This window comes from Streptomyces sp. 8L, assembly GCF_020176795.1.
In the GTDB taxonomy this organism is placed as follows: domain Bacteria; phylum Actinomycetota; class Actinomycetes; order Streptomycetales; family Streptomycetaceae; genus Streptomyces.
Genome location: NZ_JAIUKE010000093.1, coordinates 15,917 through 33,763, shown reverse-complemented (window position 1 = coordinate 33,763; position 17,847 = coordinate 15,917). Strand labels below are relative to the sequence as shown.

Here is a 17,847-nt window from a genome sequence, read left to right as displayed (position 1 = left end):
GCCCTGGACCCCCAGATCCCTGGAGACCCAGACCTCCAGACCCCCAACCCCCAGACTCCCAGGGGAACTTTCATGACACTGACGCAGACGGACATCGACTCGGAGATCGCGGCCCATCGCGCCGCCTACGAGAAGCGGGTCGCCGACGGCGGCCCCGTCGAACACCAGCCGCGCCGCGACTACGCCCCGTACCGCTCCTCGGTGCTGCGGCACCCCAAGCAGCCTCCGATCGCCATCGATGTCACCAAGGACCCGGAGGCGGTGGAACTGTTCTCCCCCGCCTTCGGGGAGCGCGACATCACCGCGACGGACAACGACCTGACCCGGCAGCACGCCGGAGAGCCGGTCGGTGAGCGCATCACACTCGCCGGCCGTCTCCTCGACCGGCACGGGCGCCCGGTGCGCGGTCAGCTCGTGGAGATCTGGCAGGCCAACTCCGCCGGCCGCTACGCGCACCAGCGCGAGCAGCACGACGCTCCGCTCGACCCGAACTTCACCGGATCGGGGCGCGCGCTCTCGGACGACGACGGCTTCTACCACTTCACCACGATCCAGCCAGGCCCCTACCCCTGGCGCAACCACACCAACGCCTGGCGCCCGGCCCACATCCACTTCTCGGTGTTCGGTTCCGCCTTCACCCAGCGACTCGTGACACAGATGTACTTCCCGAACGACCCGCTCTTCCCGTACGACCCGATCCTCCAATCCGTAACGGACGAGGCGGCCCGGCAGCGGCTGGTCGCGACGTACGAACACGGCCTGTCCGTGCCGGAGTTCTCGCTCGGCTACCGCTGGGACATCGTGCTGGACGGCCCGGCGGCCACCTGGATCGAGAAGGGACGCTGACCACCATGGCGAAGACAGACACCGGCCGGCCGGAGAACACACTGCCCACACCGTCGCACACGGTGGGCCCGTTCTACGGGTACGCGCTGCCCTTCCGCGGCGGCGAGGACATAGCCCCGCTGGGCCGTCCGGACGCGATGACCGTGCACGGATACGTCTACGACGGCACGGGCGAGCCGCTCCCGGACGCCCTGGTGGAACTGTGGGGCCCCGATCCCGACGGCAAGGTGCCGACGGCCGACGGTTCCATGCGGCGCGACCCCGCGTCCGGCGGTTTCCTCGGCCGCAACGGCGTGGAGTTCACCGGGTTCGGACGCATCCAGACGGACGCGGACGGGCACTGGTACGCGCGGACGCTGAGGCCCGGAGCGCGCGGGCGCGGTGCTCCGTACGTGAGTGTGTGCGTCTTCGCGCGCGGGCTCCTCGTGCACCTGTTCACGCGGCTCTACCTGCCGGGTGACGAGGCCGCTCTCGCGGCCGACCCCTTGCTGGCTCAGGTGGGGAGCGAACGCCGTGACACACTGATCGCCGTGGACGAGGGCGCGGACACCTATCGGTTCGACATCCGCCTCCAGGGTGAGGGCGAGACGGTCTTCCTGGAGTTCCGGTGACATCGCCCTACGACGCGGCCCACACCGATCCGGGGCTGCTCTCCCCGTCCCTGGCGGGCTCAACGGCCAGGGAGGCGACCGGTGATCAGGCATATCTGCGGGCGATGCTCGACGCCGAGGCGGCACTCACCCGCGCCCAGGCCGAACTGGGCCTCGTTCCTGCGGCGGCTGCGAGAGCGGTGACCGAGGCGGCCGACCCCGCCCGGTTCGACCTCCGTCTGCTGGCCGAACAGTCCCATGGCGACGGCAATCCGGTGATCCCTCTCGTCAAGGAGCTGACGAGGGCGGTGGGCGAGCCGTACGGCTCCTATGTCCATCGCGGCGCGACCAGCCAGGACATCCTGGACACGGCGACGATGCTGGTCGCCGTGCGCTGCCTGCGTCCCGTACTGGACGACCTCGGCCGCGCGGAGGCCGCGCTCTCCCGGCTGGCCGCCGCCCACCGGGACACCGCGATGCCCGGCAGGACACTCACTCAGCACGCCGTGCCGACGACCTTCGGGCTCAAGGCGGCGGGATGGCGGTCGCTGGTGCTCGACGCACGCGACCGGGTGGCCTCGGCCGTCGGCACGCTCCCCGCGCAACTCGGCGGCGCGGCAGGGACCCTGGCGGCCTTCGGGGCCTACGGAGCCGAGGACACCGGCGAGTTGGTCGCGGCGTACGCACGGCAGGCCGGTCTGCGATGCCCTTCGCTGCCCTGGCACACACTGCGGACACCGATCGCCGACCTCGCGGGATGCCTCGCGTTCACCGTAGGGGCCCTCGGCAAGATGGCCGCCGATGTGCTGACGCTCTCGCGCACCGAAATCGGTGAACTCACGGAGGGCGTCGGCGGTGGTTCATCGGCCATGCCCCACAAGGCCAACCCCGTGCGCTCCACGCTGATCGCGGCGGCCTCGCGGCGCGCACCGCAGCTCGCGGCCACGCTGTACGGCTCGCTCGCCGCCGAGGACGAGCGCCCCGCCGGGGCGTGGCACGCCGAGTGGGAGCCACTGCGGGATCTGCTCAGGGTGTCCGCCGGTGCCGCGCACGACGCGGCCCACCTCTGCGAGCAACTGCGCGTGCACCCGGAGGTGATGCGGAGAAACCTCGGGCTCACCCATGGCCTCATCGTGTCCGAGCGGCTCTCCGCCGAGCTGGCACCGGTGCTCGGGCGGAGCGGAGCCAGGACACTGCTCACGCGCCTCGCAGAACAGGCCTTCGCCGAGGACGCCGACCTGCGCGACCTGCTGGCCCAGGAGGCGAGCCTCCAGGACATCGACCTCGACGGCCTTACCGACCCCGCCCGTTACACCGGTTCCGCGGGCGTCCTGACCGACCGTGCACTGGAGCGGAAATGACGACACTGGGGTACGCGTCCGAGGGGCCCGCCACCGCTCCCCCACTGCTGCTCGGCCCCTCCCTGGGCACCTCCCACGCCCTGTGGGACAAGGTGGCGCCCGAACTGTCCGTCCGGCACCGGGTCATCCGGTGGGACCTGCCGGGACACGGCCTCTCACCGGCGGATCTCATCGGCCCCGGTGCCACCGTCGGCGACCTCGCGCACCTGGTCCTCGATCTCGCGGACTCGCTCGGCGTCGAGACATTCGCCTACGCGGGCGTGTCGTTGGGCGGCGCGGTGGGGCTGCATCTGGCCGTGCACTGCCCCGAACGGATCTCGTCGCTGGCGGTCGTCTGCTCGTCGGCACACTTCAACGGAGCGGAACCGTGGGTGGCGCGGGCCGCACAGGTGCGGGCCGAGGGGCTGGCGAAGCTCGCGGACAGCGCCCACACGCGCTGGTTCACCCCGGGGTTCACCGTACCCGAGCTGATCCGGGACCACCGGGACGCCGATCCCGGGGCGTACGCCGCCTGCTGCGACGCGTTGGCCGCCTTCGACATCCGGGACCGGGCGGCCGACATCCGCGTACCGACCCTGCTGGTCGCGGGCCGCGAGGACCCGGCCACACCGCCCTCGCACCTGCGGGAGATCGCCGACGCCGTGCGCGGATCGGCGCTGGTCGAAGTACCGGGCGCCTCGCACCTGGCGCCCGCCGAACGTCCCGAGGCGGTACTCGGCGCCCTCCGCGCACACTTCGGCGGTGACACCAGGCCGGGGATGCCGGTGCGGCGTGCCGTACTGGGAGACGCGCACGTGGACCGGGCCCAGGAGCGGCAGTCCCCGTTCACCGCCCGCTTCCAGGACTTCATCTTGCGCTACGCGTGGGGTGAGATCTGGACCGACGAGACACTTTCGCGGCGCGAACGCAGCATGATCACACTCACCGCGCTGGTCGCCCACGGGCACAACGAGGAGCTGGCCATGCATGTGCGGGCCGCGCGGCGCAACGGGCTGACACCAGAAGAGATCGCGGCGGTCCTGATGCAGACCGCGGTGTACTGCGGCGTGCCGGCGGCCAACTCGGCCTTCTCGACCGCTCAGCGGGTGCTGGCCGAGGAGGAGGGCGACCTGGGCTGAGCTTGGCGTTCAACCTCGCGGACCGTCCCGACCTGCGACTGCCGTCACCACCGTCCGACTTCGCGATGTCGTCGTATCGGTCAAGGAACGCCAAGCCCAGCGGGGTTGAACGCCAAGCCGACAGGAGCGCGGTCCGCGCGGGATCGCGGGGCCGCTCGGCCGGTCGGGTCAGGGGGCGACGGTCAGTGGTTCGCCGGGGCTGATGACCTTGACCGGGACGTCGGGGACGAGGCGGTGCACCGCGTCGACGAAGAGGGCGGGGTCCTTGTCGCTCTTGAGGAAGAGCCTGTCCCCGATGGCGCCGCCGGTGAAGGAGTAGTGCTGGGGGACGGCGAGCTTGGGTCGGAGGGCAGCGGTCAGCTCGGCGGCCTCTTCGGCGTTCATGACCACCTGTTTGGTCCGTGGCATCCCGACGTGCAGGCCGTTGACGGGGAGCAGGGCCACATCGAGTGGGCCGTAGCGGTCGGCGAGCGTGTGCAACTCCGGGATGAGCAGGGTGTCTCCGGCGAAGTAGACGCTGCGCCCGTCTGCGCTGATCACGTACGTGACCTCGTAGACGCCGTGCTTGCCGGGCGCCGCCGCGATGGTCAGGTCGCCGACCCGCGCGGACTGCCACGGTTCGAGCGCGCGGACGTCGCTGAATCCCGCCTTGCGGGCCTTCGCGACGACCGGCCCCGCGACCAGCAGGGGCACGTCCTTGCGGGGATAGCGGCGGAAGGCGTCCAGGTCGCAGTGGTCGTAGTGCGCGTGGCTGATCACGACCGCGTCGAGACGGGGCAGTGCCTCCGGTTGCAGGGCGATCGGTTCGCCCGGGTGGTAGAAGGTGCGTTGGGAGAACCAGGGGTCGGTCAGCACGGTCATGCCGCCGATCTGGATCAGGTGGCAGCTGTGGGTGATCCGGGTGACGACGAGCGGCTCGGTCATGGCGTGTGCCTCATCTGGCGGGCGGTGGAGGTCGGGGACGGCGGGTCGGTCACGGCGGAGGGCGCGAGGGAGTGCGCCATGCTCAGCGCTCGCCCGCGTGGGTCAGGTGCAGGCCGCCGAGCGGTGTGCGCTGCGCCTGGATGACCCGCCGGCTGATCCGCCAGCCGCTGTCGTCGCGGCGCAGGGTGTCGAAGTGCGTGACGCTCGAGACGGAGCCGTCGGCCATGATGATCAGCCCTTTGGACTGCACGGTGGCCAGGTCGTCCTGGTGGCTCGTGATCACGGTGTTCGTGACGTGATGCGCGACGGGGTTGCCCGCGCCGAGTCGCAGGGCGCCGCTCCTGATCGCCTTGAGGCCCTCGAACGTGCCCGCTCCCACATCGCTGAGGTCGTAGACGATCTCGGGCGTGAAGATCTCCTCAAGCCGGTCGAGCTCGCCCCGGTCGAAGAGGTGTCCCTGAAGCGCAAGGGTCCGGTCGATCGCCTGGCGGTCCTCTATGGACATATCGCGTGCCATTAGGTTCTCCATTCGTTTCGGTACTGCGTACCAAAACATACCCCGTTCCTTGTGGGGCGGCAACCGGTCACGCTATGCTTACGGGCATGACCTCGTCCCGGCCGCTCGTCGAGCGCAAGCAGCGCCAGGCGCGGCAACGCATCATCGAAGCCGCCCAGGAGTTGTTCCGTGAGCACGGCTTCAACGGCGTCTCCGTCGGGGACATCGCAGAACGCGCCGAAGTCGGACGCACCACGTTCTTCCGCCACTTCCACGACAAGCAGGAGGTCGTGTTCGCCAGAGAGCAGGAGTTGCTCGACACGATCACGGCGGCCGGCCAGACGGACGACGCCGCGCCCCCGCGCAGCGTGAGCGAGGCTGTCGAACAGCTCGGCCCGATCCTGCTCACCCTGTGCGCCCGAGCGAGCGTCGACCCCAAGGGCTACACGGACCACTTCGCGTTGATCGAGCGGCACCCGGAACTACGCGATCGCGACGCCGCGAAGGTGCAGCAGGTCGGGGACAGGCTGAGCGAACTACTCGTGCGACGCGGGGCCGACGAAGCCACCGCCGTCCTCGCCGGCCAGATCGCCCTGGCCTGCTTCCAGACCGCCAGGCGCCTCGGCAACAACCCGCACACTCTGGTGGACGACACCCGGGCCGCACTCACCCGAACCCTGGCACTCGGGACGAGCGCCACCGGCACAACGACGCGTTGAGCCCGGCTCGACTCCCGGGTGGCGCGTCAGCGCCCCGTCCCGTGTCGGACCTCCCCGGCAGCGCCCACGCCTTTGACCGCCGGCCCGACGCCGAGCGCCCCTGAGCCACGCATCCGTCCAGCGATGGGGCCGGCTCGGCGGAGCGCCGTCCGATCGCGCCCGCCGGCCCGCGTCACCCGTGGCTCATGCCCTCGTTCCGTCCTCGGCCATCGCGAAGATATGGATGTCCTTGTCGGTCGGCAGTGTGATCGACGCGACGGTCCTGTCCGGGTCGACGGGGATGGTCTGCTCGTCGACGTAGAAGGGGTGGTCCTGCTCGCCTACTGCCTGGTTGCGGTACGCCACCGCGGCGACCTCGGTGTTTCCCTCTCCCGGCGTGCTGCCCCAGTCCGACTGCTTCAGCGTGGCGGTGCCGCTGCTGCCGTCGGTGTAGTGGATCGTCACGGTGCCGGAATGGCCGCCGTCCGTCGCCGCGCCGAGGAAGCCGATCTCACCGGCCCCGGTCCTGCGCGGCATCAGGACGGTCTGGCCGAGCGCCCTCAGGTTGTCGTTCTCGCACGGTCGCGCGTCCGGCCAGGTGAAGTGCAGCCCGCCGACGGCCACGTGCGCGCCGGGTGTGAGCGGGTGCGGCGAGGCGGTGGCGAGCGCGTCGGCCGAGTAGGTGTCGGTGCCGTTGTCGAGCGCGCCGCATCCGCGGTTGGTGTCCGGCGAGATGCCCACGTCGTTGTAGTAGTCCGGCAGGGCGTCGGTGGAGGCGACGGTGAACTGCCCGGCGTTGGACGTACTCGCGGCCCCGGACACCACCGCGACAGTGGCGGCGCTGCCCGGTTCCGCGCGCCAGATGTTCCCCGGTCCCGAGGCCGTCGAGACGGCGGGGCCGCTCGGCTTCGGCACGGTGAAGGTGATGGAGGTGTCCGACCAGTGGTCGATCCTGAGCGTGCCCAGGTCACCCGTGCCGCCCCAGTGGACGCCCGCGTCGGACAGCAGCAGGTGCCGGCCGCGCGGGGAGGCGCCGAAGCCCGTGCCGGTGAGGGTGACCGGCCGGCCAGGGGCGGCCTGTGCCGGGGTGATGCCGCTGATGGCCGGGGCCTGGGACGGGCCGTTCGTCAGCGCGATGTCGTCGATGTAGCCGCGGTAGCCTCCCTTGCTCGCGGGCCGGTCGTAGCCGAGGTCGGCCCGGACGATCCTCTTGCCCGCCGATGCCTTGCCGATGTCCACACTGACGTGGTTCCACCGGTCGAGTGCGAGCCTGCCGCACTGGGAGGCGGGTGTGAGCGGGGACCCTCTCAGGCCGTGCAGTGTGCTGCCGTCGGCGAAGACGAGGTCGAGCGAGACGCAGCTGCTGTTGTCGCCGCTGACGCCGGGAGCGGCCGTGCCCTGGGCCTGTGGGTAGATCCAGTAGCTCAGCGTGGTGTCCCTGCCGACGTTCACCGGCCGGTCGGAGAGGTCGAACAGCCTCATGTAGGCGTGGTCGTCCGGTGCGCCGGTGGCCTGGCCCGAGTACATGAGCGCGTTGGTGCCGTCGTGGGTGTCCTCCTGACGCGCGCCGGCCTCCGGGCTGGTGGCGCTCCCGTACGCGCTGACGTTGGCGATCCCGCCGCCGCCGGGGCCGGTGTCGATGCCGTCGACCCAGTCCGGCATGGGCTGGCCGTGCTCGAACCCGGTCCGGAAGGGGGTGCGGCCCGAGCGGGCCGGCAGCGGCCTGCGCAATCCGGCGGTGGCGAGTCCGGTGACCGTGTCACCGCCGCCGTAGTACATCATCCAGGTGCCGTTGTGGAAGAAGATGCTGTTCATCCAGGCCGTCTTGGGCGTCTGGCCGTTCCACTCGTACGGCACGTCCGGCGTCGGCGTGAGGACCGCGTCGCTCAACTGGTGCAGCATCAGGGTCGGTTGGCGGCCGGAGAACTCCTCCTCGCTGATCGCGTAGTACCAGCGTCCGTTGGCCATCAGCGTTCCGGCCGTGAACACCACGATGTTGGAGTTGGCCGGCCGCCCCGCCACCGTTCGGTAGTCGGTGACCGCCACGGACACCTCGTACGGCTGCCATCCCTTGGGGTAGTGCACGTCGAGCGGGTCGGCCGTCCTCGGCGTGGTGCTGCCCTTCGCGTGCCAGGTCCGCATGTCCGACGAGTACGCGATGTCGGTGCCGGTGTCTCCCTGGCCGAAGTACATGACGTACTCGCCGTTGACCTTCCGCGGCGCGCCGTTGGCGTCGGTGACGACTGCCGCGTCCTTGTTGTTCCCGGCGCTCGGTTCCACCATCCAGGGCTTGCTCCAGTGGATTCCGTCGGTCGAGGTGGCTTCGGAGATGTCGTACGAGCCCAGACACGTACCGTCCGCCTTCGGGTGCACGGAGGTGAAGAACGAGTAGTACGTGCCGTGCAGTTCGAACAGGCGCGGGTCTTCGAGGCCGCACTTGTCCTGCCGGCCGGCCAGACCGAAGCCGATCACCGGGTTGGCCGCGCTGTCCTCGGCGAAGTGCACGCCGTCGGTGCTGGAGGCGTACCCGATCTGCGACGGGCCGCCGTAGGAACCCTGTGCGCGGTAGAGCATCTTGTACTGGCCGCCCCGGTAGAGCACTCCCGGGTTGTACAGGGCGGCCGCCTCGTAGCCGCTGCCGCTCGGCGACAGCAGCGGGTTGGCCGCGCTGCGGGTGAACGGGCCGATGGCCCAGTCGGGGAGGTTGGCGTCGGTGTAACTCGCGTCGGCTGCCGCGCCGGCCCGCGACGGCGCCGCGGCGGCGGCCCCGGCCGTCGGGTGGGCGGGGCCGGCTTGTCCTTGCGGGTGCGTGGCGCCGGCTGCCGATGCCGTGGGCGCGACGCCAGCCGCCACGGCCAGCACAGCCACCGCGAGCAGCCGGAGTGCTGGGTGCCCGCGCCGGGTGCGCCGCCATCGGGGCAGTCCGGCGTTCCTCAGCGCATCCACGACGACTCGAAGAAAACCGGTCATTACCCCAAACCTCTCCACTGGACACCACGGGTCTCACGGGGATTCGGATCACGCTGGCCGCGGCCGCGCATTTGACAACGTTGTCGAACGGAGATCGATGGTTCCACCGCGGTCGGCCACCGTCAAGAGGGAGGGCAGGCTCCCTCGTTGGCTTCGGCGTCGCGCCCGAGAGGGCGGCGGGCGACGGTACGCCAACGGGGGAACCCCACCGGCATCGGTGCGGCTCCCCCGCCATCCGTCAGTGCGGCCCGAGTGCGACCGGGCCGGCGGCACGGAACCCGGGTGCCGTGCTCGCCTTACGGAGGATCGGCACGGCTGCGGGAAGGGACTACGCCCCGCCCGCAGCTGCGCCGGCCACGATGAGCTTGCGGTTGATGTCCCGGACGGGGCCCGGTTCGACCTTGAGGACCTTGCGGTCGTAGGTGATCAACCCGTTCAACTCGCCCTCGACATCGCTGATCTGCGTGTACACCGAGCCGGACAGGGTTCCGGACGCGGCGGGCAGCAGCTGGCTGGTGTTGTCGACGTAGTCCTTGGTCAGCTCCGCGACGGTCGCCGCGTCACCACCGTAGTTCTGGCCGCCGGAGACATCGAGGATGTGGCCGGGGATGTTCAGCGAGTACCCGCCGTGCTCACCGTCCACGGCTGCCCGGGTGGTGTCCGGCGACGGGAACGCGGGACCGTGGTACAGGTGGTAGTCGATCATGTCTCCTCGGCCCGAGTCACCTTGCGAGGCACAGCAGTTGACCCCGGACGCCGCGTCGACCAGCCTGCTCGGGTCCTGCCGCTTGACCGAGTCGGCCAGCGCGCCGGTGGCCTCCTTGGACTGCTCGCCCCAGCCCTCGTTCATCATGGTCCAGACGACGATGGACGGACTGCTGAGGTGCTGGTCCACGATCTCGTGGGCCTGGTCGGCGAACGCCGTGTCACTCGCCTCGCTCGCGCCGGGTCCGACATTGCGGCTCGGCATGTCCTGCCAGACCATCAGACCGAGCTTGTCGGCCCAGTAGTACCAGCGCGCGGGCTCGACCTTGATGTGCTTGCGCACCGTGTTGAAACCGAGCTGCTTGTCCACTTCCAGGTCGGACTTGAGGGCCGCGTCGGTCGGCGCGGTGTAGATGCCGTCCGGCCAGAAGCCCTGGTCCAGGTTGGCGAGCAGATACGTCGGCTTGCCGTTGAGCTCGATCTTGTTCGCGCCGGCGACCTTGGCGACGGACACCGACCGCATGCCGAAGTACGAGCCCACCGAGTCGTACGAACGCCCGTCGGTGAGCCTGACCTTGAGGTGGTACAGGTACGGATGGCCCGGGCTCCACAGCTCCGGGTGCGGAACGCGCAGCTTCAGCTTGGTGCCCACGGTGCCGGTGACCGTGCCCACGGGCTTGTTCCCCGCGTACGCGGTGGCGTTCACCAGGGACCAGGCGGGGGTGCCGGCAGACGGCCGTACGGTCACGGCGAGCGTGTCGTCGGACAGGTTCGGCGTGAGGACCAGCGAGTCGACGCTCGCCCTGGCCACCGGCTCCATCCAGACGGTCTGCCAGATGCCGGAGGACGGGGTGTACCAGATGCCGCTGGGGTCGCTCGACTGCTTGCCGGTCGGTGTGTTCGGGTCGATGGTGTCCTTGACCTTCAGCGTGAGGGTCTGCGGCCCGCGGCCGGCCAGGGCGTCGGTGACGTCCGCGGAGAACGCCTCGTAGCCGCCGACGTGGTGGGCGACCTGCTTGCCGTTGACGTAGACCCACGCCTCGTAGTCCACCGCGCCGAAGTTGAGCTTCAGCCGGTTGCCCGAGCCCACCTTCCAGTTCCGCGGGACACTGAACGTGCGCTGGTAGAACGACCAGTCATGGTGCTCGGCGACGCCGGACAGCGGCGCCTCCATCGGGTAGGGCACGAGGATCGACCCGCTCAGTCTGCCCTTCGGCAGCGAGGCCTTCTCGTCGGTGGCCTGGAACTGCCAGGTCCCGTTGAGGTTCTGCCACGCGTCACGGGTCAACTGCGGCCGGGGATAGTCCGGAAGCGCGTTCTTGGGTCCGACGTCCTTGGCCCACTTGGTGGCGAAGTACCACGTGGAGTTGTTGGTGGCCAGGCCGGAGAACAACGGTACGGGCCCCGCGGCCGTCGTCAGGCCGCCCTTCCCGTCGTAGCTGATCCGCACCTTGGCCTTGAGCGCGGCGGGGATGTCGGAGCCCCCTGCCGTCAGCAGCAGTTGGGACGCGTCAGCAGGGTTGACCGCGATGCCGGGCGTCCAGCGGCTGCTGCCCGCGATGACCGCCAGGTGCTTGCCGAGGTCGGACGGCAGCGAGGTGACCGGGCCCGGCAGCTGTACCGTCGCGGTCTTGCCCGAGGAGGCCACCGCGGCGTCGACGGTGGGCGGGGTGAACCCCTCCGGCAGGTGCAGCGCGGAGTCGGGGACGGCCTGCCGGCTGATCCCGGGGCCCGACCACTCGGTCGTGATGTACGCGCCGCCGTCGCCCTGGTTGTAGTCGTACGCCAGGGTGTGCGTACCGGCGGTCAGCGTGATCGGCTCCGACTGCGTCTGCACGTCCCAGTCGGTCGTCCAGTGGTCGATCACGCTCGCGCCGTCGAGCGACATCCGGAAGCCGTTGTCGCCCTTGATGTAGAACGTGTACGTCCCATCGGCCGGGACGTCGAGCAGGCCCGTCCAGCGCGCGGTGACGTTCTGGGTGGAACCCGCGTACTCCCGCAGGGTCGGCAGCAGGTCGGGAACGTTCAGGGAGGATTCGACACCCGTGCTGCTGTACTGGGCGAAGTCCAGCGATGTGGCGTCGGAACTCAGGTAGTAGTCCCCGCGCAGGCCCTGCGGGGTGTCGGCGGCGGACGCCGCGGACCCGGTGGACGGCGGCGCCTGCACGGCACCGGCGGTGGACGGGGCGAGCAGTGCCGCACCCAGCAGCAGCGGCACCAGGGCCGCCAGCCGGCGGAGGTTCGGTGAGCGGAATCTGCCTGATCTCACTGCGGATACACCTCTCCGTAAGTGAACTCGGCGTCCAGAAACGGCAGAGTTGCATGCCTCTGCCAGCTTTCCAACGTTGGAAACTTGGACGGAGCAAATGAAACCAGGGCGGTAAAGCGGGCGTCTACCCCTGTGCAATGGCTGTGCAAAGTTGTTTCGGCGCGGGTTCACCGCATTGTGTTACAGACCGTCAGCAAGCGACATGGCGGCGCGTGCCGCGTAGTTGTCACTCTGCTCCTGGTCATGTTGTCCAGCCCCCTGATCTCGCCGGAGCTGCGCCAGGCGGTCGCCGGGCGGGGAGCGGGAGCACTGGGGCGGGCCGCATCGGCTTCCGGTGGGCGGAAACCGGCCTGGTTCCCGGTGTGGTGTGCGCGCACTCTGTCCGCACGGGCAGGCACAAGAAGGGCAGGGCGGCCATGAGTTCGTTCGTTCGCAATCAGTGGTATGTCGCGGCGTACGGGTCCGAGGTGGGGCGCGAGCTGTTCTCGCGCACGGTCTGCGGCGAGCCGGTCCTGCTGTGGCGCACCGAGGACGGTGCGGTGACCGCCATGTCGGACCGGTGTGTACACCGCCGCTTCCCGCTGTCGCAGCAGCCGAGCCATCTGGACGGGGACCGGCTGGTGTGCGGCTACCACGGCTTCACCTACGGCGCCGACGGTGTGTGCGTCGCCGTGCCGGGACAGCGCCGGGTGCCCCGTAGCGCACGGCTGGCCTCGTACCCCGTCGCCGAGTCCGACTCCTTCGTCTGGGTGTGGATAGGGGATCGCGAACGGGCCGACGAGAAGCTGATTCCGCGGGCGCCCTGGCTCGACCACCCCGGCTATGCCACCGTCAGGGGGCTTGAGCCGCTGGCCGCACGGTACGGGCTGCTCGTGGACAATCTGCTGGACCTGTCGCACGAGACCTATCTGCACGGCGGCTACATCGGCACGCCGGAGGTCGCGGACACACCGATCACCACCGAGGTCGACGAGACGGCCGGTGTCGTGCGGGTCAGCAGGCACATGGACGACGCGGCCTGTCCTCCCTTCTACGCCCGGTCCACCGGCATAGAGGGCCGCATCACGCGCTGGCAGGACATCGAGTACCACGCGCCGTGCCTGTACCTGCTGCACAGCAGGATCGCGCCCGCGGGCAGTCCGCCGCCGGCCGCGGACGGCAGTGACCCGGACGCGTTCCACGTGGAGGTCGTGTACGCGATCACGCCGGAGACCGAGAGCAGCACGCACGACTTCTGGGCGGTCGCACGGGACTTCGCGCTCGACGACGAGGAGGTCGGCGCCTTCCTCCATGAGAACAACCGCACCGTCGTCCTCCAGGACGTCGTCGCGCTCGACGTGCTGGAGCGTGCGGTGGCCGCCGAGCGCGACCACTACCAGGAGCTGAGCATCAACATCGACACGGGCGGGCTGGCCGCGCGCCGCATCCTGGCCAGGCTGCGGGCCGAGGGAGAACCGCCGGCCGACGGCGAGGGCGTCCGTGCGGCGGCCGGGAACGGGGCCCCGCGATGACCTCCGCGGCGGTCGGGCGTGTCGCGGAGGCCGGTGTCTTCCGTATCCACTGGGTGCCGGGCACCGACCGGCTGCTCGCGGTGTGTTTCTGCGGCGCGGAGCGGGTGTTCGAGGACCCGGTCGAGGTGTGGGACTGGCTGCTCTCCCATCCCCTGCACTCCGGCGACGCGGGGTGCGGCCGATGAGCGGGCGGGAGGCCGAGTCGGACCTCGTCCTGGTGCGGCGCGACACACTCGCCGAGGGCGTCGTACGACTGACCCTGGCGCACCCCGAGGGCGGGCCGCTGCCCGCCTGGACCCCTGGGGCCCACCTGGATCTGCTGCTCGCGCCGGGCCTTGAGCGGCAGTACTCGCTGTGCGGCGACCCGGCCGACACCTCGGTGCTCCAGGTCGCCGTGGCACGCGAGGCGAACGGCCGGGGCGGCTCGCGGTACGTGCACGACCGGCTGGCGGAGGGCGCGACCGTACGGGTACGCGGGCCGCGCAACCACTTCGCGCTCGTCGAGGCGCCCGCGTACCTCTTCGTCGCCGGTGGCATCGGCATCACACCGCTGCGGCCGATGATCGACGCCGTCGACCGCGCCGGCGCGCGCTGGCGGCTCGTGTACGGCGGTCGCACACGCGCCTCGATGGCCTTCGCCGACGAGCTGGCCGCACACCGGCCCGGCCAGGTGGAGCTGTGCCCGCAGGACGAGACGGGGCTGCTCGACCTGGCGGCCCTCCTCGGCACACCGCGCGAGGACACGGCGCTGTACGCCTGCGGGCCTGAACCGCTGCTCACCGCCGTGGAGCAGCGGTGCGCGAGCTGGCCCGATGGAGCCCTGCACACCGAGCGCTTCGCGCCGAAGCCGGAGCCAACGACCGAGTGCTCGGGCCCCTTCGAGGTCGAACTCGCCAGGTCGGGCCGGGTACTTGAGGTGCCGGGCGACCGGTCCGTCCTCCAGACGGTCGAAGAGGCGGGCGTGCAGGTGCTCTCGTCGTGCCGTGAGGGTACGTGCGGCACCTGTGAGACCGATGTGCTGGAGGGAGTGCCGCTGCACCGGGACTCCCTGCTGACGGCGGAGGAACGCGCGGCGGGCGACGTCATGTTCATCTGCGTGTCCCGCTGTCGTCCCGGCGGGCGCCTGGTGCTCGACCTGTGAAGCCTCCCGCGCGGCGCGGCGCCTCACGTCCCGTGGCGCGCGTCATGCACGCACGACGACAGGGGGCCCGGGCGGCGCGCCGAGAGCCCGGGAGATGCCGCGCGCGGCGACCTGGACCAGTGGGACCAGTGTGTGCGCCCGTACGGTGTCGATGTGGGCGACCACCGACACCGCGGCGACCACGTCGCCGCCGGGGCCGCGTACCGGCGCGGCGACCGAAAGACCGTCCAGCGTGACCTGGCGCGCGCACACGGCGACCCCCGTCCGGCGTACCTCCGCCAGACACCGGCGCAGCTCCGCCGGGTCGCACACGGTGTGTTCCGTGAAGCGGGACTGGGGGCGTGCGAGAACCTCCTCCTGGACGTCGGCGGGGGCGTGGGCCAGCAGGACGCGGCCCACACCGGTCGGAGGCAGCGCGAAGCGCCCCCCGACGCGGGTCAGCACGTGCACGGAGTTCTGCCCCGCGAGGCGTTCCACGAAGACGAGGGACAACTGCTCGCGCACCGCGAGCTGAACGTTCTCGCGGGTCACCACGCCGAGGTCCGACAGGTAGGGCAGGGCGAGTTCGCGCAGGCCGAGGGCGCGCGGTGCGAGCGCCGCGATCTCCCAGAGCCGCAGCCCGATGCGGTAGCCGCCGTCCGGATCGCGCTCCAGCGCGCCCCAGTCGCGCAACTCGCTCACCAGGCGGTGGGCCGTGGTGAGCGGGAGACCGGCGTGGCAGGCGATGTCGGTGAGTTTGAGGACGGGTGCGGAGGGCGAGAAAGCGGCAAGCACACTGAGCGCCCTGCTGGTGACCGAGGCACCGCCCGCCGGGGTCTTCCGACGGCCGTCCGGGGCCCGGTTCCCGCGGCCCGTGGGCCTCGCGGCGCCTCCCACGCGGCTGCCGTCTCCCCTGCCCATTCGCCGGTCTTCCATTCGCTCATCGTGGGCCGCGTGGACGGTCCGGTCAACGGGCGCGACCGAACGCGGGCACATCCAGGACGCCGACAGTCCGGGCACCGAAGTTTCTTGCGCACAGCCCCTTGCACCGCCTTCCGCGCCCGGCGTACCTTCCAGCACGTAGATACTTCGGGCACCGGACAGTATGGAGGCCTAAGTGACTGGCAAGAGCGTTCCCCCGGCCGGTTCACCGGATACCGGCGAAACCCTGGGAGAGGTACTGCTCGCGCTGGGCGGCCGCCTGACGCGATTGCAGACGGAGATTCTGGCGGGCCTTCCGCAGTCGCTGACGATCCGTCAGTACCGCATTCTCTCCAGGGTCGACAGCGGGCACACGTCATTGACCGCCCTGTCGAAGCTGGCGCGGCGCAATCTCTCCACCATGTCGGAGAGCGTCGACAAACTCGTGACACAGGGACTGCTGTCGCGGACAGCGTCGGAAACGAGCCGCCGCACCATGCGGCTCACACTGACGGTGGCGGGAAGCGCGGCTCTCGAAGCAGGCAACAGGGCGCTGGGAAAGTTCACTTCGGAACTGACCACGAATATGCCGCAGGAGCTCCAGGACCAGGTCCTGCCGGCGCTCCAGCAGGTGTACATGGACGTCCAGGGGGATCTGGACGACCGATAGCGGTGAGCCGGCCACAAGGAGGTGGCATCGTTCGTGAGAGATGAACGCGAGACCGCCAACAGGTCCTCGGAACTGTTGAACACGCTTGACAACGCACCATTCACCCGGAGACACGGCGTGCTGTACGGCACGGTACTCGCCGGGCACTTCCTGGACGGGTTCGTCATCAACACGACGGGTGTCGTCCTGCCCACCGTGATACCGGCCTTCCACCTCACCAGCGGCGAGGCCGGCTACCTCAGCTCGGCACTCTTCCTCGGCATGCTGGTGGGCGCGGCGATCGCCGGGATGGTCTCGGACCGGCTGGGGCGCAAGTTCCCGCTCGCCGCGTGCCTGCTCGTCTTCGCGGGCTTCTCGGTGCTCGCGGCGCTGTCGTGGAACTATCCGTCGCTGATGACGGCGCGCTTCCTCCAGGGCATCGGGCTGGGCGCGGAGATCGCCGTCGTCCTGCCCTACATCACCGAGTTCGTACCGTCGCGGCACAGGGCTCCGCTGGTCACCATGGCCACCGGCGCCTGGCTGATCGGCCTGCCGGTCGCCGCGCTGGTCGGGGCGGCCGTGGTGCCTTCCCTCGGCTGGCGCGCGATGTTCGTGATCGGCGTCGTGCCGGTTCTGGTGAGCGTCGCCGTGGCGCTGTTCCTGCCGGAGTCCGTGCGCTATCTGCTGCGCAGGAGGCGGTACGACGACGCGCGCCGCATCGTCACCTCACTGACGGGGACCGCGGTCCTCTCCACCGTGCCGCGGCCGGCGGGCGCCGCCTCGTCTCCGCTCCCCGGCCGGCCCGCGGACGTGGACACACCACAGGAGCCCGCCCCTCGACCGGCGGCGCGGGCCGGGGCGCAGCCGGGCGCGGGCACCGGGGGCCCGCCCGCCGGGAGCCGCTCCCGCTCTTTCTCCGCGGGGTCCGTTCGGCAACTCGTCTCGGGCACATATCTGCGGTACACGGTCTCGCTCTGGTTCATGGAGCTGTGCGCGGGCGCTTTTCTCTACGGCCTCTCCACCTGGCTGCCCTCCGTTCTGGAGAAGAAGGGGATCGGTCTGCTCGGCAGCCTGAGCTACACGGCCGTCATCACCGCCGCGGGCGTGCTGGGCGCCATCATCGCCGGATACACGGTGAAGAGGATCGGCCGCAGGTCCACCATCGGATTCTCCTTTCTGCTGAGCGGTGTGTTCTGTCTGTGGTGGGGAACCGCGGACACGACCTACTCCGTGGTGCTCCTCGGCTGCGTCGCCACATTCTTCGGCAGCGGATTCGCCGGCAGCACGCTTTTCGTCTACGCCAGCGAGATCTATCCGACGTTCAACAGGGCGACAGGGCTCGGCTGGGCCGCCGCCTGGCAGAAGGTGGGCGGACTCGTCATTCCCACCGTGATCGGCTGGGTGCTCGCCCTGCACTCCTCCAGCTACATCTTCTTCGTCCTGTTCGCCGTGATCTCGATCCTCGCCGGCACCTCCGGTTTCCTCGCGACCTTCGAAACACGGGGAAAGACCATCGAGCAGATCACCGAATCGATGTCTCCCGGCGCCCGGCCGGCACCCGCTCCGCCCGTGAGTACGGGAGGCGTTCCGACGGCGCCGGGAACAGCGGCGCCCGTCACACTCACAACAGATTTCACCGCGACGTACGACCAAGAATCAGGCAGGTGAG

Annotated in this window: 15 protein-coding genes; 10 read left to right on the top strand and 5 right to left on the bottom strand. The window is 70.4% G+C overall.

Translation table 11 applies throughout. The features are described 5' to 3' along the window. The first annotated feature begins 72 nt into the window (after positions 1-72). From pcaH to pcaDC, 4 genes are read left to right on the top strand one after another with little or no spacing between them, the layout of a single operon-like run. The gene (pcaH, locus tag LCE31_RS09995; RefSeq protein WP_225013805.1) at positions 73-846 is read left to right on the top strand and encodes a protocatechuate 3,4-dioxygenase subunit beta; all 774 of its coding nucleotides are present in this window, start codon (positions 73-75) and stop codon (positions 844-846) included. A gap of 5 nt (positions 847-851) precedes the next feature. Then, entirely contained in the window at positions 852-1,457 is a 606-nt protein-coding gene (gene pcaG / locus LCE31_RS09990; protein WP_225013804.1) for a protocatechuate 3,4-dioxygenase subunit alpha, read from the top strand. Further along, positions 1,454-2,797: a 3-carboxy-cis,cis-muconate cycloisomerase gene (pcaB, locus tag LCE31_RS09985; RefSeq protein ID WP_225013803.1), complete on the top strand. Its 1,344-nt coding sequence runs from the start codon at positions 1,454-1,456 to the stop codon at positions 2,795-2,797. Before pcaG ends, pcaB begins: the two co-directional genes overlap by 4 nt. Next, entirely contained in the window at positions 2,794-3,915 is a 1,122-nt protein-coding gene (pcaDC, locus tag LCE31_RS09980) for a bifunctional 3-oxoadipate enol-lactonase/4-carboxymuconolactone decarboxylase PcaDC (RefSeq protein WP_225013802.1), read from the top strand. The genes pcaB and pcaDC overlap by 4 nt, the downstream gene beginning before the upstream one ends. A gap of 168 nt (positions 3,916-4,083) precedes the next feature. Here the strand turns inward: pcaDC and LCE31_RS09975 are convergent, their stop codons facing one another. Then, positions 4,084-4,839 carry an MBL fold metallo-hydrolase gene (locus LCE31_RS09975; RefSeq protein WP_225013801.1) on the bottom strand — a complete coding sequence of 252 codons (756 nt, stop codon included), beginning with the start codon at positions 4,837-4,839 and terminating at the stop codon, positions 4,084-4,086. An 82-nt stretch (positions 4,840-4,921) separates the two neighbouring features. Then, a complete protein-coding gene (locus tag LCE31_RS09970; protein WP_225013800.1) occupies positions 4,922-5,356 on the bottom strand; it encodes a nuclear transport factor 2 family protein in 435 nt (144 codons plus the stop codon). 86 nt (positions 5,357-5,442) lie between these two features. On the opposite strand from LCE31_RS09970, the gene LCE31_RS09965 reads away from it, so the two are divergent. Further along, a complete protein-coding gene (locus LCE31_RS09965; protein WP_225013799.1) occupies positions 5,443-6,054 on the top strand; it encodes a TetR/AcrR family transcriptional regulator in 612 nt (203 codons plus the stop codon). Positions 6,055-6,237: 183 nt separating this feature from the next. On the opposite strand, the gene LCE31_RS09960 is transcribed toward LCE31_RS09965, so the two are convergent. Both LCE31_RS09960 and LCE31_RS09955 read right to left on the bottom strand, forming a co-directional pair. Then, a complete protein-coding gene (locus LCE31_RS09960; protein WP_225013798.1) occupies positions 6,238-9,003 on the bottom strand; it encodes a hypothetical protein in 2,766 nt (921 codons plus the stop codon). A 328-nt stretch (positions 9,004-9,331) separates the two neighbouring features. Then, positions 9,332-11,977 carry a PA14 domain-containing protein gene (locus tag LCE31_RS09955; RefSeq protein ID WP_225013797.1) on the bottom strand — a complete coding sequence of 882 codons (2,646 nt, stop codon included), beginning with the start codon at positions 11,975-11,977 and terminating at the stop codon, positions 9,332-9,334. 416 nt (positions 11,978-12,393) lie between these two features. On the opposite strand from LCE31_RS09955, the gene LCE31_RS09950 reads away from it, so the two are divergent. From LCE31_RS09950 to LCE31_RS09940, 3 genes are read left to right on the top strand one after another with little or no spacing between them, the layout of a single operon-like run. After that, on the top strand, positions 12,394-13,488 hold the full coding sequence (locus tag LCE31_RS09950) for an aromatic ring-hydroxylating dioxygenase subunit alpha (protein ID WP_225013796.1): 1,095 nt from the start codon (positions 12,394-12,396) through the stop codon (positions 13,486-13,488). Then, entirely contained in the window at positions 13,485-13,673 is a 189-nt protein-coding gene (locus LCE31_RS09945) for a hypothetical protein (RefSeq protein WP_225013795.1), read from the top strand. Before LCE31_RS09950 ends, LCE31_RS09945 begins: the two co-directional genes overlap by 4 nt. Continuing rightward, positions 13,670-14,629: a PDR/VanB family oxidoreductase gene (locus LCE31_RS09940; protein WP_225013794.1), complete on the top strand. Its 960-nt coding sequence runs from the start codon at positions 13,670-13,672 to the stop codon at positions 14,627-14,629. The genes LCE31_RS09945 and LCE31_RS09940 overlap by 4 nt, the downstream gene beginning before the upstream one ends. A 42-nt stretch (positions 14,630-14,671) precedes the next feature. Here LCE31_RS09940 and LCE31_RS09935 read toward each other — a convergent pair whose 3' ends face one another. Further along, on the bottom strand, positions 14,672-15,544 hold the full coding sequence (locus tag LCE31_RS09935; protein ID WP_225013793.1) for an IclR family transcriptional regulator: 873 nt from the start codon (positions 15,542-15,544) through the stop codon (positions 14,672-14,674). 181 nt (positions 15,545-15,725) lie between these two features. Between LCE31_RS09935 and LCE31_RS09930 the strand changes: the two genes are divergently transcribed. Both LCE31_RS09930 and LCE31_RS09925 read left to right on the top strand, forming a co-directional pair. Beyond that, complete coding sequence (locus LCE31_RS09930) at positions 15,726-16,199, top strand: MarR family winged helix-turn-helix transcriptional regulator (protein ID WP_225013792.1); 474 nt, start codon at positions 15,726-15,728, stop codon at positions 16,197-16,199. 33 nt (positions 16,200-16,232) lie between these two features. After that, entirely contained in the window at positions 16,233-17,846 is a 1,614-nt protein-coding gene (locus LCE31_RS09925; RefSeq protein WP_225013791.1) for an MFS transporter, read from the top strand. Position 17,847 lies beyond the last annotated feature (1 nt).

Bases quoted from the DNA above. Each gene is read 5' to 3' on its own strand.
- pcaH (WP_225013805.1), top strand. From the start codon at position 73: ATGACACTGACGCAGACGGACATCGACTCGGAGATCGCGGCCCATCGC.
- pcaG (WP_225013804.1), top strand. From the start codon at position 852: ATGGCGAAGACAGACACCGGCCGGCCGGAGAACACACTGCCCACACCG.
- pcaDC (WP_225013802.1), top strand. From the start codon at position 2,794: ATGACGACACTGGGGTACGCGTCCGAGGGGCCCGCCACCGCTCCCCCA.
- LCE31_RS09975 (WP_225013801.1), bottom strand. From the start codon at position 4,839: ATGACCGAGCCGCTCGTCGTCACCCGGATCACCCACAGCTGCCACCTG.
- LCE31_RS09970 (WP_225013800.1), bottom strand. From the start codon at position 5,356: ATGGCACGCGATATGTCCATAGAGGACCGCCAGGCGATCGACCGGACC.
- LCE31_RS09965 (WP_225013799.1), top strand. From the start codon at position 5,443: ATGACCTCGTCCCGGCCGCTCGTCGAGCGCAAGCAGCGCCAGGCGCGG.
- LCE31_RS09960 (WP_225013798.1), bottom strand. From the start codon at position 9,003: ATGACCGGTTTTCTTCGAGTCGTCGTGGATGCGCTGAGGAACGCCGGA.
- LCE31_RS09950 (WP_225013796.1), top strand. From the start codon at position 12,394: ATGAGTTCGTTCGTTCGCAATCAGTGGTATGTCGCGGCGTACGGGTCC.
- LCE31_RS09945 (WP_225013795.1), top strand. From the start codon at position 13,485: ATGACCTCCGCGGCGGTCGGGCGTGTCGCGGAGGCCGGTGTCTTCCGT.
- LCE31_RS09940 (WP_225013794.1), top strand. From the start codon at position 13,670: ATGAGCGGGCGGGAGGCCGAGTCGGACCTCGTCCTGGTGCGGCGCGAC.
- LCE31_RS09935 (WP_225013793.1), bottom strand. From the start codon at position 15,544: ATGGAAGACCGGCGAATGGGCAGGGGAGACGGCAGCCGCGTGGGAGGC.